This window comes from Archangium gephyra, assembly GCF_042230915.1.
Lineage (GTDB): Bacteria > Myxococcota > Myxococcia > Myxococcales > Myxococcaceae > Archangium > Archangium gephyra_B.
The window spans coordinates 5434864-5457433 of the sequence record NZ_CP102578.1; the positions used below are offsets into that span (position 1 = coordinate 5434864).

At 69.1% G+C, this 22570-nt stretch carries 15 protein-coding genes and 1 pseudogene; 6 read left to right on the forward strand and 10 right to left on the reverse strand.

The window, feature by feature from the left end:
- Positions 1-9: 9 nt before the first annotated feature.
- The 5 genes from NR798_RS21300 to NR798_RS21320 all read right to left on the reverse strand — a co-directional run bounded on the left by NR798_RS21300 (position 10) and on the right by NR798_RS21320 (position 4807).
- Positions 10-744, reverse strand: coding sequence for a hypothetical protein (locus tag NR798_RS21300; protein WP_375773320.1), 735 nt, complete (start codon positions 742-744; stop codon positions 10-12).
- 254 nt (positions 745-998) lie between these two features.
- Positions 999-2009, reverse strand: a complete 1011-nt coding sequence (locus NR798_RS21305; protein WP_375773321.1) for a DUF2169 domain-containing protein — start codon at positions 2007-2009, stop codon at positions 999-1001.
- An 18-nt stretch (positions 2010-2027) separates the two neighbouring features.
- Positions 2028-2879 carry a hypothetical protein gene (locus NR798_RS21310; protein ID WP_375773322.1) on the reverse strand — a complete coding sequence of 284 codons (852 nt, stop codon included), beginning with the start codon at positions 2877-2879 and terminating at the stop codon, positions 2028-2030.
- Positions 2880-2890: 11 nt separating this feature from the next.
- Entirely contained in the window at positions 2891-3745 is an 855-nt protein-coding gene (locus tag NR798_RS21315) for a PAAR-like domain-containing protein (protein WP_375773323.1), read from the reverse strand.
- Between the two features lie 6 nt (positions 3746-3751).
- Complete coding sequence (locus NR798_RS21320) at positions 3752-4807, reverse strand: beta-ketoacyl synthase N-terminal-like domain-containing protein (protein WP_375773324.1); 1056 nt, start codon at positions 4805-4807, stop codon at positions 3752-3754.
- A gap of 230 nt (positions 4808-5037) precedes the next feature.
- Between NR798_RS21320 and NR798_RS21325 the strand changes: the two are divergent.
- Positions 5038-5705, forward strand: a pseudogene (locus NR798_RS21325) (IS3 family transposase); the annotation flags it as partial.
- Positions 5706-5793: 88 nt separating this feature from the next.
- Here the strand turns inward: NR798_RS21325 and NR798_RS21330 are convergent.
- Complete coding sequence (locus tag NR798_RS21330; protein WP_375773325.1) at positions 5794-7623, reverse strand: AAA family ATPase; 1830 nt, start codon at positions 7621-7623, stop codon at positions 5794-5796.
- A gap of 243 nt (positions 7624-7866) precedes the next feature.
- Between NR798_RS21330 and NR798_RS21335 the strand changes: the two genes are divergently transcribed.
- Positions 7867-8784, forward strand: coding sequence for a hypothetical protein (locus NR798_RS21335; RefSeq protein WP_375773326.1), 918 nt, complete (start codon positions 7867-7869; stop codon positions 8782-8784).
- A gap of 41 nt (positions 8785-8825) precedes the next feature.
- Here the strand turns inward: NR798_RS21335 and NR798_RS21340 are convergent, their stop codons facing one another.
- Positions 8826-13880: an Adventurous gliding motility protein K gene (locus tag NR798_RS21340; protein WP_375773327.1), complete on the reverse strand. Its 5055-nt coding sequence runs from the start codon at positions 13878-13880 to the stop codon at positions 8826-8828.
- Positions 13881-14166: 286 nt separating this feature from the next.
- On the opposite strand from NR798_RS21340, the gene NR798_RS21345 reads away from it, so the two are divergent.
- A complete protein-coding gene (locus tag NR798_RS21345; RefSeq protein ID WP_375773328.1) occupies positions 14167-15777 on the forward strand; it encodes a serine/threonine protein kinase in 1611 nt (536 codons plus the stop codon).
- A gap of 3 nt (positions 15778-15780) precedes the next feature.
- Here NR798_RS21345 and NR798_RS21350 read toward each other — a convergent pair whose 3' ends face one another.
- Both NR798_RS21350 and NR798_RS21355 read right to left on the reverse strand, forming a co-directional pair.
- Positions 15781-17154: an SET domain-containing histone-lysine N-methyltransferase gene (locus tag NR798_RS21350; protein ID WP_375773329.1), complete on the reverse strand. Its 1374-nt coding sequence runs from the start codon at positions 17152-17154 to the stop codon at positions 15781-15783.
- Positions 17155-17163: 9 nt separating this feature from the next.
- Positions 17164-18168, reverse strand: a complete 1005-nt coding sequence (locus NR798_RS21355) for an Rpn family recombination-promoting nuclease/putative transposase (RefSeq protein ID WP_375773330.1) — start codon at positions 18166-18168, stop codon at positions 17164-17166.
- Positions 18169-18485: 317 nt separating this feature from the next.
- Here NR798_RS21355 and NR798_RS21360 point away from each other — a divergent pair, with 317 nt between their 5' ends.
- Positions 18486-19184 carry an HNH endonuclease gene (locus NR798_RS21360; protein ID WP_375773331.1) on the forward strand — a complete coding sequence of 233 codons (699 nt, stop codon included), beginning with the start codon at positions 18486-18488 and terminating at the stop codon, positions 19182-19184.
- A gap of 10 nt (positions 19185-19194) precedes the next feature.
- Here the strand turns inward: NR798_RS21360 and NR798_RS21365 are convergent, their stop codons facing one another.
- On the reverse strand, positions 19195-19914 hold the full coding sequence (locus tag NR798_RS21365) for a sulfite exporter TauE/SafE family protein (RefSeq protein WP_375773332.1): 720 nt from the start codon (positions 19912-19914) through the stop codon (positions 19195-19197).
- A 50-nt stretch (positions 19915-19964) separates the two neighbouring features.
- Between NR798_RS21365 and NR798_RS21370 the strand changes: the two genes are divergently transcribed.
- Together NR798_RS21370 and NR798_RS21375 are read left to right on the forward strand one after the other, a co-directional pair.
- A complete protein-coding gene (locus tag NR798_RS21370) occupies positions 19965-22376 on the forward strand; it encodes a heavy metal translocating P-type ATPase (protein ID WP_375773333.1) in 2412 nt (803 codons plus the stop codon).
- Complete coding sequence (locus NR798_RS21375; protein ID WP_375773334.1) at positions 22373-22570, forward strand: cytochrome oxidase; 198 nt, start codon at positions 22373-22375, stop codon at positions 22568-22570. Before NR798_RS21370 ends, NR798_RS21375 begins: the two co-directional genes overlap by 4 nt.

Below are 22570 nucleotides of genomic sequence, written 5' to 3' on the forward strand. Positions count from 1 at the left end.
CAGGGCCGCTCAGTCCCGGAAGTCCGAACGCGTCCAGGTGCGCTCGGCGAACTGCTGTTTGACCGATTTGATGTACGGCTTCGCGCCGCTGTAGGCCACGTTCTCGTCCCCGTCGTACCAGTCGCCGGAGAACCAGGCGCCGACACAGCCCCACTCATCACCCTTGGCGTAGCCGCCGTGCTTGTACGGGCTGTTCATCCAGGTGAAGTCGCCCTCGTAGCAGGCGCGCCGCCAGGCCAGCGCGTAGTCGATGCCATAGGCGGTGCTGTCGCGCGAATAGGGGTAGGTGTTCGCGTGCACGGAGCTCCGGATCTGCATGATGCCGAAGGTCGAGTAGTCCTCACCCACGGTGTCCTGCCTCCAGCCGCTCTCCACCACCGCCATCGCGCGCACGATGTCCTCGTCGAGACCCCACTTGCACGCGCCCCATTGGATGATCTCATCGGTGGTGCCGGTGAAGTCTCCGTCGATCCTCCCGGCGAAGTTCGCGTTGAACTCGTCGCTGGCCCCTTCGATGCGCACGCCGGGCTTGCCGCGCGTCTGGTTGGCCTGGGCGTTCTCGGGACGGGGCTCCCAGGAGGAGCGCCGCACCCGTCCGGCGCACTCGGCCCCGGAGGGCAGTTCCGTGCCGGGAGGCAGCGTCGCGAAGTAGCCCTCGTCCCCCGGGCCCACCGGCCCTCCACAGGCCTGCATGAACGCGAGCAGCACCACCAGGGACGCGGTTGCCGGACGGGCGGGACTCATGGACACCTCGGGGCGGGAGTGACGATCAGCCGTGGAGCCCCAGGGTAGCAGACGGCTGCCGCCAGCGGAGAGGGGGCCCGGGTTCACGCCTCTGCTTCGGGGCCGCTTCGTCCTAGTAGCCCTCCTCCGAGGCCTCCGTTCCGCACGCCTTGCGTCAGTGCGAGTAGCGCCACCAGGGACAGGGTTGTCGGACGTGCGGGACTCATGGCCACTTTATATTCCAAATCCAGACACCGGTTGGGATAAGTCCTGCTTCAAGAGGCCTGCACTGAGGGCTTCTCTGTTATGTGTGTGACGTCCAGATAGTTGGCGTCTGGTGCCCGAACCCTGAGGTTGCTTTGCCAAACCATCATCAGCTTCATCGCTTCGGGTTCGATGATGACGGTTGCCAAGGACGAGGTGTGCTCTTCGGTCCGTCTCCCAAAGTAGGTCTTGAAACCCAGCGTGACTCTTGGCAGTTCGAACCTCAACACGGAGTCAGGAGTGAGGTGAACGAGCTCGACTCTTTCCGCGCCTTGAAGTGGGTGCTTCGGCCGCTGGTCTTCCGGCGAGCAGAGTGCGAAACGCTCGTTGTAGTCGAGCGGAAGCAGGGGGTTGCGCGTCTGCGCCCATTTCTCGTCGTACGTGCCGGCCAAGTCGCGTCTGGGTGCCCACGAGCGGTCGATGGCCCCAAAACCTGCGGGGACCGAATGCCGTTCATCAGGGTATTCAACGGCGTGAACTGGCTGGTTCTCGAGTGTCGCTGAAGATGACGCGATTCCCCTGCCCACCGGGTTTCGAGCATCCATACGGTGTTTATGCGGATCGGGGTCGGAGGTGTCCAGCCCGCCAAAGGCACACTCGTAGAGGATTGCCTGGCGGGTAAACGGCAGCGGCTTGGAGGTGGTCAGCCCCATCAGACCCCGGTAGTAGACTCGTGGCCCGTAGACGAGCAGGACCTTCTGCATGTCGCCCACTCGCAGCGAGACGGGGACGCTCGGTGTCGGCTTTCTCTTCGGCGCATGAGCAAAGCCGTTGAGAATAACGTCCGTTGCGGGCTTGACCGCAAGCAGGTCTGAATCGAAACGCAAGCTAGAGCGCCCCGGCTCACCGTGGTACTTGGGCTCGAGAAGCGGCGGTGGCTGGTCATCGGCAAGCCTCAACTGTCCCGAAGGCGAGATGTCGAACGTCGCCTTCACTGCGACCAGCCAGTGATGCACGCCGGACTTGTCCCGTACCCAATTGCGCTCCGCACTGTACGGAGTGTCGTTCTTGATGACCCACATGGATGGTTCTGCCGCCGTTCAAGGGCGCCGATGCCCAAAGAAGTACCTGTTCCCCGGTTCGAGCTTCTCGAGCCCCCCGCTTTGCCGCAACTTATTGAGGACAGCGGAAATCTTTGGCATCACCGGCTCGCAGTCATCGTCAAGGCAGCCGACGTAGGATGCTCCCGTCATCCCCTCGAGAATGCCGAACAGGTTTGCAATTCTTCCGCCGCGCAGCTCGGGTTCTTCTTCGGCGCAGAGCCGAGCGATGGTTTCCGCCACTTTGGCGGCACCAAGAGGTTCGCCGTTCAGGAAGAACTGCGCATCCCCATAGCGGGTCCGAAGCTCGGCCACTTTTTCTTCGACGTGGCGAACATAAGCAGCATCATCGAGATTGCTTTCGACAAGCTCCAGGTCATCCGTCTCCGCCTCAAGGATGTCGCTCACGTTGTCCATGACGCGGTCACGCTCACTACGAGGAGCCTTGCTCCGGTGTCGCGCCAGGGCAACAGCCAACGACAGATCCCCCGTGAGCCGCGTCGCCGTATATGCCTCGATGCGGGTGTCATAATCGGCGTGATCGTACACTTTCGTGAGCTCCCCCAAGATCGAGGATGGAGCCGCCAGTGCAAAAATTCTCACCGCGCAGTCGCGCAGGTGCCAGTCGTCTGCACCCTGGATGATTTCGAGCAGCCTTTCGACGTGCGCGAAGTTTCCGGCCTGTGCATGGAGTGTCACGGAGGCAGTACGCTCCCAGAGATTGTTGCTGGTGAGCGCGGCTGGAGAGAGCAGGCTGTCAGGAGGGCGTAGAGCGAATGCCATGCCTTGGGTACAGCGCATCCAGTCCGGGCTGATGTAGACGGGACGCTGGTTCGCAGTGGGTCGGGTCATGAAGAGGGGCTCTATTCGTTTCGGGCTATGGCGCGGTTCACCACGTCTTGGATTTGGTCATCGACTGCGTCCACCCCGCTCTTCTCTGGTTCTTTGTCCGGTTTGAGTACGAGCTCCTGGTGAATCGGGCAGCCGCCGACTTTTATCGGGTGCGGGTGATGGTACTCGCCCTTCATCCCAGCCTTTTTCTTCTTTTGCTCATACTTCTCTCGTAATTTTTTGTTGTCGAGTTTGGGGATGACCTTGAACCTGCCGCTCTTGGGAGGAAGCATCGCGACCAAGTCGGGATTCGCCTGTCCGATTTTATCAAGCTCAGCCCGCTCGGCTTCTGAAAAAAACTCGTCGTAAGGCTTGGCGTCGGACTTCGTCTTTCCGGTTGCCCTCTTGCAGTTCGGGCATGTTTCGGGGTTCCCGCCGACCTCGGGGATGCTCGTCGTCTGGACGAGGCCCATCATCGTCGCCGAGTTCGCGGGGCTCCCCGATGGGCCACAGTTGTTGAGCATCTGGTCGCCGAGTAACTGGACGTTCTTGCCTTCAATGTTCACGTCCATCGAGCCCGGACCGACAAACTTGGTGGGGCCTTCGACGTTCATCGAGGTGATTCCACCGCCTGTCCCTTTGCTGGCGATGTCTCCGGACGAGCCAAAACTTGCGCCTTGAATCGCAACGGCGTTGCCCTCGATTGTGACCGATTTCGAGTAGCCTTTCGGCGAACTCCCGCTGTTCCCGATGTTGGGAAGCGGTGTCGGTACGAACGGTGCGGGCGGCCCCGGCATCTTGCATACGTTCGGTAGCGTCGCGGCCGCGACACCGTTGCTGCCCTCGGTGACGGGTGTTTTAGGCGGGTTGATGCCAACAGTGCTCATGGGTGGTCACACGCCTTTCTCCTGTAGAAGAATCGCGGATCCCCGAAGCCCGGATATCGAGCTTCCGACCACGAGCGCCCTCGGACCACGTGCATACGCGCGCCGCCAGGCTTGCACCGCGAGGACACAGTTCAACGCCGCGGTCGCGGCTCCCACGTCTCCCCACGAGCTGACCGCGCTGGTGTACGCAGACGCATCTCGGAACACTCGTGGCTGTCGCAACGCGACGAAGCCCCATTCGTCGCTGCGATATCGCTCACCATTGATGTCGCAGTAGATGTTATCCAGGCGCTCGGCAGGCGTGGCCAGCCCCCGGGTCACACGCGCGATGACATGGCTCAATGCTTCGCCCAGCGCACCTTCGTCGCTGTTCACGGGCCTTGCTTCATGCGCCGTCGCAACGCTCCGGAGGGTGGCAAGAGAAGGTAGTCGCAACCTGGACCGTGAAGTACGGGTGGTCAGCGCAATCATCCCGGCAGCCTCGCCTGGAATGAATCCGTCACGAGTGCCCTGGCGCGCCACCTTTCTACCCTCTTCAAGCCATTCGAGGGTCTCTGCATCGAGGTAGCTGTCCACGCCACCAACAATACACAGGTCACACCTGCGCTCGGAGATTCGCTTCATGGCCAGTTCGATCGCACGGAGAGCCCCTGCATGTCCTTCGCAAAGGACTTCAACATTGAGGCGCGCTCTTCCTCGAAGTTCGACCTCCTGAATCGCCTTCGAGACGGCCTCCGCATCACCTGCTTTGAAGCCTGGGCGAATCTCGGGCAAGGCCAGATAAACGGGCACGGCCGTTTCGAGCGGAGCCTCCCACTGGATTTTCTCAAGTACCTCCTGCAGAGACGACACAGCCATTGCGGCCAGACGAGCCGACCCTTGTACGGCGAACTCCAGAAGAGGATCGCGCGCGCAAGTCAATGGCTTTCCGGCGCCATCCATCAAGACGGGGTGCTCGGCGACACGGCTGATACGAGCACGAACGGCGGCCGCCGCGCTCTCCGCGGTCAAGCCGACAGGCGTTCGCGCTCCGACGGCCGAGATTTCAACGTCGATGCCCATCAAGCCCCCAGCCAAGCAAATAGAAGGCCAAGTATATGCGATCTGTCGCCCCTATTGTAGTACCAGCATGGGCTCCTGGTTCTGCGCATCAACTCGTGGGCATTGCACCCTAAGCCTGCTCCGATTCCGTGGACACCCACGATGTGGTGAAGGAGCGCTGGGATGTCCACGACAGAGAAGGAAGCGCCGCAGCTTCACCCCGGAGTTCACGACGGGGAGCTGTCCGACTGGTGCATGCGGAGCTGCGTGCCAGGGGCCGCAAGGTGAGTCGCAAGCGAGTCGCTCGCCTCATGGGGCAGCAGGGCCGCCTGGCGGCTCGAAGCAGGCGCCGCTTCGTGCGGACGACAGACTCCCGCCACGCCCAGCCTGTGGCCCCAATATCTTCGAGCGCAACGTATCCCCTGGCCAGCCCAACAGCACCTGGGTGATGGATATCACCTACGTGTGGACAAGGCAGGGCTGGCTCTACCTGGCCGTGGTGTTGGAACTCTTCTCTCGCTTGGTGGTGGGCTGGGCCATGGCGGAGCTGATTGATCGGCACCCCTGGTACTGCGCCCTCTGGACATGGCCCTCAAGGGACGTCAGCCACCACGCGGGCTACGGCACCTCTCGGACCGGGGGAGCCAATACGCCAGCGAGGATTACCAGCAGGCGCTGGCATCACGCGGCATCCAGTGCAGCATGTCGCGCAAGGGCAACTGCTGGGACACCGCCGTGGCCGAGAGCTTGTTCAGCAGCTTGAAGATGGAACTCGTCCACGGCGCTGACTTCGTCACGCGCGAGCAGGCTCGCACGGCACATCGAGGTCTTCTACAACCGCCAGCGGCGGCACTCGTCACGGGGCTCAAGCCCTGTGGACTTTGAGCTTGCCGCCTTACCGCAGAAGTTGGCAGCATAACCCTACTGTCCACGTAATCGGAGCAAGCCCACCGGGGTGGAGGCGGCGGGAATCGAACCCGCGTCCGAATGTCCTCGGCACTCGGCGGTCATCTCCTCGGTTGCAGGCAGGCGGAGATGCGCCGTAGGACGGCCTCGCGCACCGGCTGTGGGAGCGTCTCGATGACGGTCCGGCGCAACACGCCCTGGGTGAAGGTGGCGCCGCGAAGCACCTTCGCCTCCTCCAGCTCCTTCCAGGGCGCGGCGAGCTGATCGGGGTTCAACCCCAGGACGCATGCGGCCAGCTCCAGGCTGAAGTCCGAGCTCGCGAGCGCGACGGTGCGCGCCAGCCGGAGCGCATCCGGGGACAGCCGCTTGAGCCGCTGCTCGACGATCCACGTCACGCGCTCGGACGGCGGCGGTGCGGCGGGAAAGCTTCCGTCGAAGCCGGCTGCGATCAGGCTCCGCGTCGTCTCGATGAGGAAGAGCGGATTGCAGCCCGTGTACTTCGCCAACTGCGGAACGATCGCCTCCAGCCGGGGGACGCCCAGCTGCGCGAGCAGCTCGCCGGCGGACGCCAGCATCAGCGGCTCCAGCAAGAGCCACGCCGCGAGTCCCGCCTCCCGGTGCTCGCGCAGCCGCTCCTCGAAGGCGGGGGACAGCTCGCCCGTGCGGAAGCAGGTGAGCAGCCGCAGCGTGTCGCCGCCGGGCTCCGGCTCCAGCAGCAGATCCTGCACGCGCAGGTGCAGCTCCAGGCTGGCCGGATCCGCCCGGTGAGCGTCGTCGAGCACCAGGGCCGACAGCTCCCCGCAGCGGGTGCGGATCAACCGGGCGAGTGCCTCGGCGAGCCGGGCCTTCTCCTCGGGGCTGGAGGGCAGGGGTGGTGCGCTGGGGTCGAGCTCCGGGACGAGCCGGGCGATCTCCTGCCGCACCCAGGGCTCCAGGGGCCGTTCCGGCTGGAGCCCCAGGACGGCGCGGGACACCCGGGCGCTCGTGGCGTAGGGGGTGGAGGGATCGGCGGGCCGGGCCGCGACGAGGAGCCAGGAGCCCTGGGCACTGCAAAACTCGGAGACCAGCCGCGTCTTGCCGATGCCCGCCTCGCCGAGCACGTAGACGGGGCGGCCCGCGGCCCAGGCCTCCTCCAGGAGGGCCCACTCGGTGTCGCGGCCGACCAGCTCCGGAGGGGAGAGCATCGCGAGGGGCACCTCCTCGGGCGCACGGGGCCTGGGGCGCTCCTGCTCCGCGGGCCGCTCGAATTCCCGGACGAGCGCCCGCGTCTCCGGGCAGGGATCGATGCCGAGCTCCCGGTGGAGCTGTTCCCGGCAGTCGCGGTAGGCGCGGAGGGCGGCGGACCGGTCCCCGAGCCGCAGATGGAGGCGGATCGCCATCTGCCAGGCCTGCTCGGAGGTGGGCTGTCGCTGGAGCAGGCGCCGTACCGTATCGAGCGCGGCCTCGAGTTGGCCGGCCTGCTCCAGGCGGAGGGCCTCGGCCTCGGCGGCACGGCATTGCAGGTGGTGGAACCGGGTGCGTTGGAGCCGGAGCCACTCCTCCAACTCTCCACAGTCGTCGTAGGAGAAGCCGGCGAGCAGCTCGCCCTGGAAGTGGGTGAGCTTGGAGTACTCGCGGGCCTCGAAGATCTTCCGGAAGAGGAGGGCGTCGACGAGGAGGCCCTCACAAAGCCAGACGGGATCCTCTCCCGCGAGGCTGTCTTCGCCCAGGGTGAGCCGCAGCCTGCGCAGGAGTTGGCGAAGGTTGACGCGTGCGGCCCTGTCGGGTGCATCCGGCCACAGGAGGCTGGCGAGCCGGCTGCGCTGGGTGGGGCCCTCGATGGCCAGATAGGTGACCAGTGCCGCTGCCTTGCGCTCCATGTGTCTGGCGCCCAGGGGCGAAGTCACCCGGGCACGGCCAAGCACTTCGATATGCGTGGCAACCGATGGCATACACCCCCCCTCCAGAGGAGCGGGGATTCTTCACGCTCCGTGAGGTAGGCCGCAAGGATGGTTTGAGCCCCGTGCACGCGTGGAGACACGCCGCTGTCACGCTGCAGTCACGCTTTGGAGCGCTGGTCCAAGGCCTCACATCACGCGCCAATCACGCCCTCCGTGCACAGTGCTCATGAAGGCGCGGGGGCAGGACCCGCTCCTTCCCGGCCCGAGCCGGGTGCTCATCCTCGAGGGGGGACGATGTCCGCGACACATGGAGGAAAACACGTATCGTGGAGGTCCATTCACTGCTTCCTGGGAGCCGCATGCCTCTGGGCGGCGCCCGCCCTGGCGCAGTACAAGCCCGTGCCCATGACGCCCGTGGCGCCCGTGAAGCCCGTGGCTTCGGCTCCGCGGCCGGTTGATTACCCGGAACTGGTCGTCACCGACCTGCGCAACCAGATTGCCTCACACAGCAGCCGGATCACGCGGTTGCTCCAGGAGCGCGAGGCCCTGGATGCGCAGCTCGAGAAGATCGGGCGGGATGAAAAGTCTTCCACGCAATTGAACGAGCAGCGGGCGAAGCTCGTCCGAGCGGCGGAGGACAAGAACAGGGAGCTGCGGGAGGCGGTGTCGCGGCAGGAGCAGCTGTTGTCCATGGCCGCGGAGCATGCGGATGCGCTGGAGGCGCTGGGAAACGAGCGGAAGCTCGTGCGCTTCATGGTGGGAGGCGGTGTGGGGCTGCGGCGCCTCGAGGACGTCCAGCTTGGGCCGGCGGGGGGCGGGGCGTCTCCGGGGTCCGCCCCGGTGGGCACGGAGGCGCCCCGGGTGGATGTGCTGGGCGCGGTCGCGTTCCTGCCCGTGGACTTCAACAGCAGGGATCGCCACCAGACGTTCAGCCTGGGCGTCATGGCGGGTTTGGGGGGCAATGGCTTTCCGGCCAACGTCTACGCCGGACTGACACTCAAGGTATGGATTCTGTACGTCAACGCCGGGGCCAACTTTCGCAAGGAGGATGCCTGGCGCCACGGGCCGCCGACGCAGGCCGCGTTCTGGCAGGGGGCGTGGACGCCCACCCTCTTCGCGGGAGTGGCCCTGGACAGCGAGGCGCTGCTCGCCATCCAGCGGGTGTTGCCGCCGAAGCGGGCGCCGGAGGGGTTGCAGGTTGATCCGAGGTGAGGGGCGGGAGGGGGGTGCCCCTCATCTCGGGTCTTTTCAGCTCACGGCAGCGCCAGGGCGACGCGCTGGCGCAGGCGCAGGAAGTCGTCGGACAGGACGTAGGTGAGGATCTGCTGCAGGTCGGCGCGCTCGCGCAGGGCCTGCAGCAGGGGCTCGGCGTTGTCCAGGCGGGCGGTGGCGAAGTTCGGATCCTCGCGCAGCACCATGGTGAGGCCCACCGAGACGTCGCCGCACATCAGCACGCCGGCCCGGTCCGCCGAGAACGCCATGCCCTCCAGCACGGGCTCCAGCTCCACCCTGGACTGCGGCCCCAGCTCCAGCGCGGCCGGCTCCAGCGCCTTGAGCGCCTTGCGCGAGTAGGCCCGGCGGTACTGCTTCACCATCTCCTCGTTGTTGCGTCCCAGCGCCGTGAACAGCGGGGCGAAGATGCGGATGGAGTTGCCGAACAGGTCCTGCGTCTCGCCACGCGACAGCTTGGAGAGCACCGCCGTCTTGTTGAGCAGGCCCAGCACCGCGCGGCCGAAGAGGAACTTCTGCTCGCGGGCGTTGAAGCGGCGCACCACGTCCTGGCCCACGCACATGCTCAGCGGCTCGGTCGTCTCCATGCCGATGAGCCCGCGGCGGGCCTGGTACACCTCGAACTCCTCCACGCCGAACACCTGCGCCACCGCGCGCACGGCCTTGAACACCGCGTGGTCCGGCTTGAGCTTGTCCGTCTTGCGGTCCACCCCGAGCAGCTCGAACTGCGCCGGGTGCAGCTTGCTGAGCTGATCTCCCACCGACCGCATCACCTCGAGCAGCGGCCCGCGCGCCGAGGGGTGCATGAGCCCCGCGTCCACGTCCGCCACGCTCAGCCGCTCCTGCGTCTCGGTGGGCAGGCGGCTGCGCATCTCCGAGTAGAAGGACGCCTCCGTCTCGTTGGCCGAGCGCAGGAAGTGCAGCACCGCCGCGGCGCAGAAGGCCTTGTCGGTCTGCCGGGTGCCTTCCCACAGCCGGAAGAGCGAGTGCAGGCTCTCCACGCGGGTGGGCTCCAGCTTCAGGAGCTGCCGGTTCTCCTCGACGGCGAGCTGCGAGGCCGCCGCGTCGCGCATGTACAGGGTGGCCAGGGCCGAGCGCGCCGGGACGTTGGCCGGATCCGCGTCGACGATGTGCCGGTACAGGGTGATGGCGCGCGTGGGCTCCTCCAGCGGGCCGGCGTACAGGTCCGCCACCTTGAGCCGCAGCGAGGCCGCGCGCTTCGTGTCCCCGGTGGCATGCGCCTGGGCGGCCTGGGCCTCCAGCATCTGAGACAGCTCCAGCAGGTTGCCGGCGCGCTCGTAGAGCACCACCAGCCGGTCCACCAGCGTGGCGTCGCCCGGGGTGAGCTCCAGCGCCTGGCGGTACAGGGTGGAGGCCGAGGCGCCATCCCCCAGGCCCTGCTCGTAGAGCTGCGCCAGCGTCACGGTGTGGCGCGCGCGCTCGGCCACGGGGAGGTCCATCTCCAGCAGCCGGCGCAGGCAGTCCATGGCGCCCTGCCAGTTGCGCACCTGTTGGAAGAGCGCGGCCATGCGCTCGAGCACCTCGGTGTTGCCCGGGAGGCCCTCGCGTGCGGTGTGCAGGTGGATGGCCGCGCGGCTCGGCTCGGACAGCTGGTCCTGGTACAGCGCGCCCAGCGTGAGGTGCAGCTTGGCCAGGTGGGCCGGCTCACCCCCGAGCGGGATGCGCTGGGCGAGCGTCGCGGCGGCCTCGGCGTAGCGGCGATCCTCCAGCAGCAGGTGGGCGCGCAGCTCCAGGGCCTCCGGGTGGGCGGGCTGGACGGACAGGGTGCGCTCGAGCAGCTCCAGGGCACGGGCGCGGTTGCCCAGCGAGGTCAGGTGCGTCTTCGCCGCGCCGAAGAAGGCCGCCGCGGCCGCGGCTGGATCCTGCTGGGCCAGCCGGGCCTCGGCGCGCCGCTCCTGCAGCGTGGCCAGGTCCGCCGCGCCACCGCGCGCGGCCAGCAGATCCTCCAGGCCCGCGGTCGCCTGGGCGTCCAGCGGATCCTTCTCCAGGGCCAGGCGGTACAGGGCGATGGCGCCCTCCGAGTCCTGCAGCGGGCCCGCGGCGAGCCGGGCCGCGGCCACGAAGGCCTCGATGGCGCTGCGGGGATCCCTCGCGACGCGGGCCTCGCCCTCGAGCAGCACGCGGGCGGAGGCGGCGTCCCCGCGGCGGGCCAGCAGGCGGCGCAGGCCCTGCATCGCGGGCAGGCACTGCGGCTGCAGTTGCAGCGCGGCGCGGTAGGCCTGCTCGGCGCGGGTGGGGTTGTTCAGCCGCGTCTCGTCCAGCTCCGCGCAGCGCAGCATCAGCTCCACGCGCTCCAGCTCGTCGGCCACCACCTGGAGCCGGCGCATGTAGAGCTCGGACAGGGCGGCCGCGTCACCCGTCTGGCGCAGGGCGCGCTCCAGGTAGAAGGCGAGCCGCACGTCCCGGGGGTTCTCCGCCACGGCGCGGCGCAGGGCCTCCACGTCGGTGCCCTTGTCCAGGTCGGTGGCGGCGTTCACCCGCAGCGCGTTGCTCAGGCGCCCGTCCTTCACCACCTCGGCCAGGCGCAGGCGCAGCTCGCCCCGGCGCGCCCGGTCCCCCGCGCGGATGCGCTCCAGCGTCTTGAGGGCCGTGAGGTGGCCGGGCTCCAGCGCCAGCACCGCCTCGCAGCACTGGGCCGCGCGCGCGGGCTCCTGGAAGTGGTCCAGGTAGAGCCGCGCCAGCTTCATGTACGCGGCCACCTTGGCCCCCGGCGTCTGGGCCATCTGCGTCTCGCGGTCCAGCAGCCCCACCAGCTCCTTCACGTCCTCGTCGGCCAGGTACAGCCGCTCCAGGGCGCGCAGCGTCGCGGTGTGGCCCGGCGCCATCCGCAGCACCTCCTGGAACACCTCGATGGCCATCTCCGGCCGCTTGAGCTGATCCTCCCAGATGGTGGCCGCGTGGTAGAGGGCGTTGGCCCGCTCCATCGGATCCGTCCGGTTGGCGGCCTCGGCGCGCAGCACCTCGATGAGGCTCTCCCACGCGCCCTGCGCCTTGTAGAGCCGCGCCAGCGCGCGCAGCGCCGGGAAGTGGCTCGGCGCCAGCGTCAGCACCTCCTGGTAGGAGGCGACGGCCTGGTACTCGTCCTTGAGCCGGTGCTCGCACAGCTCGCCAATCTTGTAGATGAGCGCCGCGGCGGCCTCGGGGGTGGGGGCGAACTCCGCCTCGGCCCGGTACATGCGGATGAGCAGATCCCACTTGCCCTCCTGCGCGTACAGCCGGCCCAGCGCCTTGAGCGCCGGCAGGTACGAGGGCGTGAGCGTCAGCACCCGCTCGTACGCGGCGATGGCGCCCGCGCGATCCTTCAGGTGCTCGTCGAGAATCTCCGCGTTGCGGTGGTAGAGCGAGAGCACCTGCTTGGTGTCTCCCACCAGCGAGGCCTCCAGCTCCTGGTTGCGGATGAGCTCCTGGAAGCGCCCGGCGCGCTCCAGCAGCCGCGACAGGTTGCGGATGGTGGGCAGGTGGTCCGACGCCAGATCGAGGATGCGCCGCATGCATTCGATCGCATGGTCCAGATCGCTCAGCCGGTCCTCGTAGATGACGGCGACCTTGTTGAGCGTGGTGATGAGCTGATCCCGGTCCTGCGTCTGGAGCAGATCCTGCTCGTACATGGCCACGAGCTCGGCGAAGCGGCTCTGGCGCTCGTAGAGGCGGGTGAGGGCCTTCTGGGCGGGGAGGTAGCCCGGCTGGAGCTGGAGGCAGTTGTTGTAGCGTTGAATCGCCTCCTCCTGACGGCCGAGCCGCTCCTCGAGGATCTCCGCCGCCTTGAACATGCGCGCGGCCTTCTCCTTGGGATCCGGGGAGGCGGCGGTCTCGGCGTCGAAGACGGAGACGAGGCCTTCCCAGTTCTGCATGCGGTAGAAGAGCTTGCCCAGGCCGGCGAGCGCGGCGCCGTGGCCGGGGATGCGCGAGAGGATGGCCTGGTAGCGGGTGATGGCCTCCGCCTCGCGCTTGAGATCCTCCTCGTAGAGGGCCGCCAGGCGCAGGTTGATGGCCACCAGCTCGCTCTCGTCGTTGATGCAGCCCACCCAGGCGAGCAGCACGTCGGCGAGCTCCTCGAAGCGCTGGCGCGTCTCGTAGATGTTGGCGAGCGCGGAGAGGATGAGGGACTCGTTGGGGCTCACGCGGCGCGCGTCGAGCAGCGCGGCCAGCGCCTCCTCCTTGCGCCCGAGCCGCTCGTACATCTTGCACAGCTGCAGCCACGCGGAGGCGCCCTGGGGCCCGAGCACCTCGGCCTCGGCGGTGAGGACCTCGAGCAGCTCCTCGGCGCGGCCCTCGCGCAGCGCCACGCGCTTGAGGGCGTTGAGCAGGAGCAGATCCGTGCGGTCCAGGGTGAAGGCCTGGCGGAAGCAGGCGGCGGCCTCGGTGGTGCGCTTGAGGCGCTCCTCGAGCACCAGGCCCGCGGCGGTGAGGTAGTGGGCGCGCAGCGAGGGCGTCTCCAGCGCGGTAGCCAGCAGCCGGTAGACCTCGACGAGCGAGGCGTGATCGTTGCGCGCGGCGTAGATGGCCTCGAGCTGGGTGAGCAGCGAGGTGTCCTGGGGCCGCAGCTCCAGGCACTGGTGGAAGGCGGCGGTGGCGTCGGCCTCGCGCGACAGGCGCTCCTCGAGCAGCGTGCCCTTCTCGAAGAGGAGGGTGGCGCGATCGCCGGGGGCCTCGGCGGCGTTCAGCTCGGCCTCGAGCAGCTGCACGGCCATCTGCCAGTTGCCGACATCGGCGAAGAGCCGGCGTGCGGCACGGATGTTGGCGAGGAAACGGGGCGCGAGCCGGTAGGCCTGGTTGTAGGCCATGGCGGCGTTGCGCGGGTTCTTGAGGGGATCCTCGTAGAGGCGGCCGATCTCATGGAAGAGAAGGGCGGCCTGGGGCTCGTTGCCGAGGGCCCGCGCCTCGCGCTCGAGGGTGGCGATGCGCTCGCGTGCGTCCTGTTCCGGACTGGAGGCGGCGGGGAGGGTGGCCAGGTTGGAGGCAAGGGCCTCGGTGGCGGCGGCCACGGGGACACCGGGGGAGGACACACCTGGGGAGGACGAGGAAGGCATCCTCGACAGATCGTTGCGCTCGCTCATGGGGAAACCGGCTCCGTGAGGGGAATCAAGGCGAAAAGTCACACGCCTTCCGAGGTCGTACCATGTGCTTGGAAGCCCCTCAAGTTCCCGACTTTCTTGGAATTTTGCCCGACTCGGAGGCTCGGAGGGCGAGCCAGCGTTCGCTGCATGGCTGGCAACCCGTACCGCGAGACAGGTGCCGGAGCCGGAGGGCTTCCTAGCTTCCAGGCGAGGCCCGGGCCGGCCGGTTCCAGGGAGGAGCCGGGGTGGGAGCGCGGGTGGCGGCGGGAGACGCCGGGGGGCGCTCGTGGGTACGTATCGCATCGTTCGCAGACTGGCGGTGAACCCGGTGGCCGAGGTCTTCCTGGCCCGGAGCACGGGGCCCGGGGGCGTGGAGTCGCCCGTCGTCCTCGAGCGCCTGCTGCCCGGGTTCGCGCGGGATGTGACCTTCGCGGACCTCTTCCTGGGCTCGGCGCGGACGTCCACCGGGCCGGCGCACGCCAACGTCGTGCGGGTGCTCGACACGGGCCTGCGCGGGGAGCAGCCCTGCCGGGTGCTGGAGCTGGTGGACGGGGAGCAGTTGGGCGCGCTGCTCGCGGCGCGGGCGCGGGGCATGGTGATCGGCCTGCGCGAGATGTGCTTCATCGTCCTGCAGGTGGCCGAGGGCATGGCCCGCCTGCACCAGGCGCGCGCCTGCCACCGGGGCCTCCATCCCAGCCACGTGTGGATCTCCCGGAGCGGCGAGGTGAAGCTCGTCGATACGGGCGGGGCCTCCCGGAGCGATCCGCCCTACCTCACGCCCGAGCAGGCCCGGGGCCGCCCCGCGGATGGACGGGGTGATGTCTTCCGCCTCGGGTTGATCCTCTACGAGCTGCTCGCGGGACGGCCCCTCTTCGGGGGCTCGCCGCCCGAGGCGCTCCACCACATTGGTGCCTTCGACGAGCACGGCCTGGAGCCGCTGCCCGGGTGCCCGCCTTCGCTCTGGGCCGTGCTGCTCCGGGCCCTCGCTGCGGATCCCGAGGCCCGCTTCCGCTCGGTGCGCGCCTTCGCGGACACCCTGAAAGGCTTCCTCGAGGAGCGCCAGCTGGGCGTGGACCACCTGGACATCGCCAACCTCTTCGCCCGGGTCTTCCCCCTGCGCCGCTCGCCCCTGGAGGCGGGGATGGACGGGCCTGGCGAGGAGCTGTGCCTGGCCGATCGCACGCCGGCGCGCCCGCCCGTCATGCCGCACATCGTCCGGATGGAGCCCGGCAGGCGCGTCCAGGCCGAGCCCCCGCCGGTGCTGTATCCCGTGGAGCTGCCTCCGCCCGTGGAACCGCCGCCACCTCCGGATGCGGCCCTCGAGGAGGAGTCGGAAGAGGACGCGGAGAAGTCGCCCCCGCCCAGGCGCCAGGCCCCCCGGCCGCGGGAGTTGCAGTCGAAACTGCTCGACGAGGCGTTGAGGCTGGCGGGAGGAAGCGCGGAGGTGGCGCCCTTGATGGTGCGGCTCACCCGCCGCTGCGTGACGCACCTGGGGGGCGGGGAGGGAGAGGAGGCACTGGCGGTGCTGGCGGCGCGGACGCTCGTGCTCGCCGCGAGGCTGGAGACGCCCCGGCGCTTCGCCCTTCCGTCGCTCGCGCGCGTGCGCACCCTGGTGGAGGGATTCCCGGAGGTGGGGGAGCTGCTCGCCACGGTGCTGCTCGCGGGGCGGGACTCCGGTCCTCCCACCGGGTGCGCCGCGAGGGCCGTGCTGTGCGCGGCGGCCTTCGTCGCCCAGGTGCAGAGCGTCCGGCCCGGGGTGGTGGAATCGGCCCGGGTGCTCGGCCGCCTGCGAGAGGATCCGCGGCTGGCCCTGGCTGCCCTGGAGGCACTCGCCGCCGAACTGGGGGTGAGCGCCATGCTGCCCGCCGTGACGGTGGGAGGCGCGGCCGCGCGATGACGCCTACGCGCGGCGGACGAGCTCCAGCACGGCCTCGCGGACGTAGCGATCGAACCAGCCCCAGGGAGACTTGGGGCGTCCGGCGAGCCCTTCGAGCTCGGCCCGGGGCATGCGCAACAGGGACAGGCCGGTGCGGGTCAGCTCGAGCCAGGCGCTCAGCATCCGCTTCTCCTCGCGCCGCATGAGGACGCAGCTGCGGGCGTTGAGGGAGAGCGCTCCTTCGCGCAGGAGCCGCTCGTCCTCCTCGAGGGACGTGGGGAAGGCGGCGAGCCGTGCCTCGCAGGCGGCGCCGAGGGAGCGCAGGACGCGCTCCTCGTTGGCCACGCTCAGCGGCTTGATGGAGCCCAGGCCCGACAGGAGCCGGGGAGCGAGCCTGGGCAGCTCGAGAGGCGCCGCGCAGGCCACGCGCAGGAAGGAGAACATCCGCTGGGTGGCCGCGTGCTCGTACTGGAGCGGCACCTTGAAGGGCTGCTTCGCGGTGGGGGAGGAGAGCCCGAGCAGCTTCTGCTTGCCGGAGGCCAGCGCGGTGCCCTCGGGGAGGCCGAGGGAGAGGAAGACCTCGTCCTGCTCGTTGTTCCCGGCCACGAAGCCGTAGTGGAGCAGGAGCAGGTCATTGCTCTTGGCACCGTAGCTGTCGTGAATCTCCAGACCGGAGGCCACGGCGTTCTGGGCGGTCATCACGAAGGACTGCCCATCCTCCGAGGAGCCCCACAGCACGTCCGGTGGCCGGCGGTGGTTGAGCATGTCCGCGAGGGGGACGAGGGCACTCCCCCGGAGGCCCCCCACCTTCATGCCGAAGTTGCGGGAGGAGACGGAGAGCCGGGCCCAGATGAACTCCTCGGCGGAGAAGCGCTCGTAGCCGGGGACCTTCTGGCACAGCAGGGCATGGTCCTGACGGAGCGTGTAGTCCTGGAACTGCAACAGGGTGAGCACGAAGGAGCCCGCGAGCAGGGCGCGCTCGGACTCCGTGAAGAAGAGGGGCACGTGGGGGAAGGCCTCGGGGAGGCTGTCCACGTAGGGCTTCCAGAAGGAGCCGGGCCGGTGCTTCTCCTGGAGGAGGAAGGAGGCGAGGTACAGCTCCTCGTTGTCCGGGTTGACGTGGGACTGGAGCAGGCGGCCGATGTCGGAGCTCTTCGCGACCTCGAGGGTGAGGAGGTGGCTGCGAGGCACCTGGAGGACGGCCTCGCCCGCGGCGATATCGGCCTGGGCGAGCACGGAGCGCTCACCGTTCTCCTGCCGGACGACATGCAGCTTGGGGAAGCGGGCGCCGCCGTCCTCGAGCCAACGCAGCAGGGCGGCCAGCTTCTGGTCCGAGGACTCGGGGGAGGTCCTCAGTCCGGACGGCGGGGGGGAGGCCGATGGGTGGGCGAGGCTCATGGGGGTGGTCTACTGCGCGAGGTCGTCCAGCACGTCGGACAGGGCAGTGGCGTTGAGGGAACGATCGAACCAGCGGTCGAGGGTCGCCACGTCCGAGCAGGAGAGGATGCGCTGGCGGGAGGCCTCGTCGACGTGCACACCGCGTGCGGTGAGAATCCGCAGGATGTACTCGGCCCGGCCCTTCGCCAAGCCTTTCTCCAAGCCCTTCTGGACTCCCCGCTCGATCATTTCCTCGGCCCAGGTTCCCATCAGCTCCTCCGCTCGTTGCTCATCCATCAGCGAATGTAACACCTGCCGGGCCGCGGCATGGACGGCCTTGTCCTCGGTACACAGCAGATAACGGATGATGACCCCCAGATACTCGGCCCCCTCGGGGCCCGCCTGTAACTGAGTGAAGAGCGCCACCCAGTCCGGTAGCTTCCGGGCCAGTTCCCCGGTACGCCCGTAGCGCAGCACCAGCCAGGTCAGGCGGGCCAGGGGCGGGCCGGGGCGTGCGCTCAGCGCCTCTTCCCGCTCGGCCGTCAAGTCATCGAGCAGGTACTCGAAGCGCGGCACCAGCGCTCGCCACCGCTCCCGCTCTTCCTCTCCGTCCGGTAGCTCGAAGAGGTCCTCCACGCGGCGTGGCGCCGTCCAGACCCCATCAGGCCCGTGGTACATGACGAGAGGGAGGATGAGGGGCAGCCGTGTGCTCTTCGGGTGCTCCTGACGCCAGCGCTCCACCTGACGCACCACGTAGCGCAGCATCCTCAGCGCCATCCACCTGTCCACCGAGGACTGGTGTTCGATCAACACATACAGCAGCAGTGGCTGGCCCGTGCGCAGCCGGGCGGTGAAGAGCAGGTCGCTCTCGGTCTCGCGCAACTCCGGGTCCACCACGCTGCCGGGCTCTCGCCGCAGGGACGGCCAGTCCACCTCGGAGACGACATGCGCGGGCAGTACGGCACGCAATTCGGCGGCGGCTCGCTCGGGGTGGCCGAAGGTGTAGCGGGCGAAGAGGTCATGCGGTCCAGACATGGCGAGTCGCGCAAAGCATGCGGCGAGCCAGGAACCTGGACGTGCCGGCCAGCAGGGCGGTCACCCTGGGCCCACCGGTTGGGCTCATCGCCAGCGGCATGGCGGAGGAGGGGGGAATGGCCGTATGAAGCCGTCAGACGCCACTTCCCGCGCAGACGCTCGAGATGCCTGGATACCTGCTCATCTGGAACCCCGACCAGTGGACCTGGCCCAACGCCCTGGAAGAAGCCCAGCGCATCAGGGAGGGGGAAACCGTCACGCAAGAATGGAGCAGCGGGGTCCGGAAGAACCTTCCGCCCTGGAGCAGGGTGTTCCTGATGCGGAAGGGCAAGCGCCCGCGAGGGCTCGTCGGGTCGGGTTGGTCCACGGACCTGCTCGTCTCCCGGGAACACTGGGGTGAGAAGGGAAAGAGCGTGCTGTACGTGCCCCTCACGTTCGATGCGCTCGTGCCCCCCTATTCAGACAAGGACCTGCTCCCGGTCGAGGTGCTCCAAGCGGCGCTCCCCAACGACGTGGTGAACTGGGACACCCCGGGAGGTGGCATCGAGATCCGGGACGAGGCATTGACGGTGCTTGAGCGGCTCTGGGACGAGCATCTCCTGCGCATCGGGTACTGGCCCCAGACCGAGAGCCCTTCCCAGGAACGGCCGCTCCGCCTCGTACGGCGCAAGGCGCGCGACTCTGCATTCAGCAGGCGGGTCCGGGCCGCGAGTGGCGGCAGGTGCGCCGTGTGCCCATCGGTCATGGTGTACGAGTCCGTGGGCATCCTCGAGACGGCTCACATCCGGGCAGTGGAAGCGGATGGGCCCGATGCGTTCCCGAACGCCCTGGCGCTCTGCCCCAATCACCATGCTCTTTTCGACGAGGGCTTCTGGACCGTGGAGCAGGGGAGATTGGTGTTCTCGGCCGCCCTTCCCGAGGCACTCCGGGGCACCTTCGCGGAGACGCTCCACAGCCGGTGGCCACTGTCTCCAGAGCACCTGGAGTGGCACCGTCGCGAACGGTTCCGTCCGTAGCCAGCGTGGCTCAGTGACAGGACGGCTGGCCCGAGGTGGCGCCCACCGCGCGGTAGATGAGCACCGCCGCCGCCACCAGCGGCATGGCTCGTTTGAGCACGAATGTCGCCAGCCCGGGCTGTTTGCGCCACAGGCCCGTCTGGAGCTGCGAGCCCAACAGCGCCGGCATCCCCCCGAGCGCGAACGCACCCATGAGCAAAACTCCTCCCCAGAATGAGCCGCTCGCCAGCGCCGCCGCGTACACGCCGAAGAGCAGGCCGCACGGCAACAAGGGCGTCACCGCACCCATTGCGCCCGCCCGGCTCGCGGACGAAAACTTTGCGCTCAGCCGCATGAGGGCACCCGCCACGCGCGAGAGCCCCGGCACCGGCCGCAGCCGCTTGCCCAACTCCAGCGCCGAGGCCACCAGCGCTCCCGCCATGAGCCACGGCAGATAAGGCCGCGCCGACACGGCCAGCGCGCGCGTCACCCCACCTCCCAGCGCGCCCAGCAGTCCTCCCGTCAGCGCGTACGCCCCCACGCGCCCTCCTTGATAGGAGAGCACCGCGCGCCAGCGCTCGGGGCCGCTCACTCCGGGCAGCGCCGCGCACGCCAGCGGCCCGCACATCAACAGGCAGTGCACGCTCCCGGTCACGCCCACCACCAGTGCGCCCACCGCGCCGGCCACCATCACGGGCGGTGACGTGAGCAGGCCCAGGAGCCCTTCGAGAACGGGGACGGAGGCAGTCATGGCCCTCGCCATTCGCAAGCGGCATGCCGTTCGCAAGAGGACACTCGCGCATGCCTGCTTCCACTTCCAGCGAGCCGTCCGCGATCGCCTGCCGCCACTGCGGCAGTCCCGTGCCCGAGGGCGCCGCGCGCCAGGAGTTCTGCTGTGCCGGCTGCGAGGCCGTGCACCGCCTCCTCGTGGAGCAGGGGCTGGGCCAGTACTACAGCCTCGCGGGCGGCAAGGCCGCGCCCGTGCCCGAGCCGAAGAAGGATCGGGGCTTCGCCTGGCTGGAGCCGCTCGTGGCCCGGAGCGAGGCCGTGCCCGGCCCGGTGTGCGTGCTCGAGCTGGATGTGCAGGGAATCCACTGCGCCGCATGTGTCTGGCTGATGAACGAGCTGTTCCGCCGCCAGCCCGGAGGCGCCTCGCTCACGGTGAATCCCGCCCTGGGCAAGGCACGGCTGGCCTGGTGCCGGGGCGCCTTCGACGTGGCGGCCTTCCTGCGCACGGTGGAGTCCTTCGGCTACCTCTTCGGCCCCAGCCGCAAGCGCCCGGAGGCGGCCTCCACGGATCTGCCCCTGCGCCTCGGCGTGTGCGTCGCCTTGACGATGAACGTGATGCTCTTCTCCGTGAGCTTCTACGTGGGGCTCACCCCGGAGGAGGGCGACGTCTTCCGGCTCTTCACGCGGTTGAGCCTGGGGCTCTCCACGGCGGTGGTGCTGGTGGGCGGCTGGCCCTTCTTCCGCTCCGCCTGGCGCGGGCTGCGCAGCGGGGTGCTCCACCTGGATCTGCCCATCGCCCTGGGCATGCTGCTGGTGTACGCCACCTCGGTGGTGCAGGTGCGGGACGGGCGGGGAGACCTCACCTACTTCGACACCCTCAACACCTTCGTCACCCTGATGCTGGTGGGGCGCTGGCTGCAGCAGCGCGTCCTCGAGCGCAACCGCCGCTTCCTCCTGGAGGATGATGGCGCGGAGGGCCTCTTCGCACGCCGCCAGGAAGGGGAGCGGCTCGTCACCGTGCGCGCCGCCGAGCTGCATGCGGGGGACGTGCTGGTGATCGCCCCGGGCGAGCTGGTGCCGGTGGACGCCGAGCTGCTGGACGGCCGCGCCAGCTTCTCCACCGACTGGATCACGGGCGAGCCGGACGTGCGCACGGTGGAGCGGGGAGGGGAGGTGCCCGCCGGGGCCTTCAACGCCGCGCGCTCGGCGGCCCATGTGCGGGCGCGGACGGACTTCCAGGACTCACCGCTGGTGGCCCTGCTGCGCCAGGCGCCCGCCTCGGTAAGCCGCGTGCCCGAGCATGCGCGCTTCTGGAACGCGGTGTCGCGCCGCTGGGTGCTCACTGTGCTGACCGTGTCCCTGACGGGCTTCGCCCTCTGGTGGCCGCACGGGGAGCAGCGGGCGCTCGAGGTGGCCGTGTCCCTGCTGGTGGTGACGTGCCCCTGTGCCATCGGCATCGCCGTGCCACTCGCCTACGAGCTGACGCAGTCGCGCCTGCGGCGGCTGGGCCTCTTCGTGCGCAGCCAGGACCTGCTGGAGCGGCTGCCGCGCGTGCGCAAGGTGCTCTTCGACAAGACGGGGACGTTGACGCTGGGGCGGCTGGAGCTGGTGGATCGCGGGGTGGTGCGGGCGCTCGCGCCCGAGGTGCGCGACGTGGCCTTCGACATGGCCGCGCGCAGCAACCACCCGGTGAGCCGCTGCCTCACGGAGGAGTTGGCGCGCGAGGGAGCCCGTTTCTCCTCTGGCGCGCAGGTGACGGAGCACCCCGGGCTGGGCCTGGAGCTGCTTCGTCCGGAGGGCGCCTGGAGGCTGGGGGCCGCGGATTGGGCGGCTCCCGGTGCCGGTGTGGGGGATGGCACGGTGCTGGCGAGGGATGGCCAGCCCGTGGCCAACTTCCTTTTGCGCGAGTCGGTGCGGGCCGATGCGCGGCGGGAGCTCGGTGCCCTGCGCGAGTCGGGCCACGAGGTATGGCTCATCTCGGGGGATGCGCCCGAACGCGTGCGCGCCATGGCCACGGCGCTGGGGCTTCCCGAGGAGCACGCCCTGGGCGGGCAGCGCCCCGAGGACAAGGCGGCCACCGTGTCGCGGCTCGACCAGGAGGACACGCTCTACCTGGGGGATGGCGTCAACGACAGCCTCGCCTTCGAGCGGGCGCTGTGCGCGGGCACTCCCGCCATCGACCGGCCGGTGCTGCCGGGCAAGTCCGACTTCTTCCTCCTGGGCGAGGGCCTGTCCGCCATCCGCGAGTCGCTGGCGCTCGCTCACCGGCTGCGGCACATGGTGCGCCGGCTGCTGGCCGTGGCCCTCCTCTACAACGGGGTGGCCGTGGCGGTGTGCCTGGCGGGGCTGATGACGCCGCTGCGCGCGGCGGTGGCCATGCCGCTCAGCTCTCTGTCGCTCATCCTCTTCACCCTGGCGGCCCTCTCGCCCCGGCGCCCGCGCGCCGCCAGTGCCTCCCCGGCACTCACCGAGGTGCACGCATGAGCGTCCTCGTCCTGCAGGTCTTCGTCAGCCTCATGCTCGTGGCGGGCGCGGTGCTGCTCTTCGCCTTCAGCGTCCGGCACCGCGACTACGAGCACGCCGACCGTCTCTCCCTCTTCCCGCTCGAGGACGACAGCGCCCGCCCCGCGCGGGTGGAGCCGCCCCAGCCGCCATCGCAGTCCGATCTCCCGAGGTGA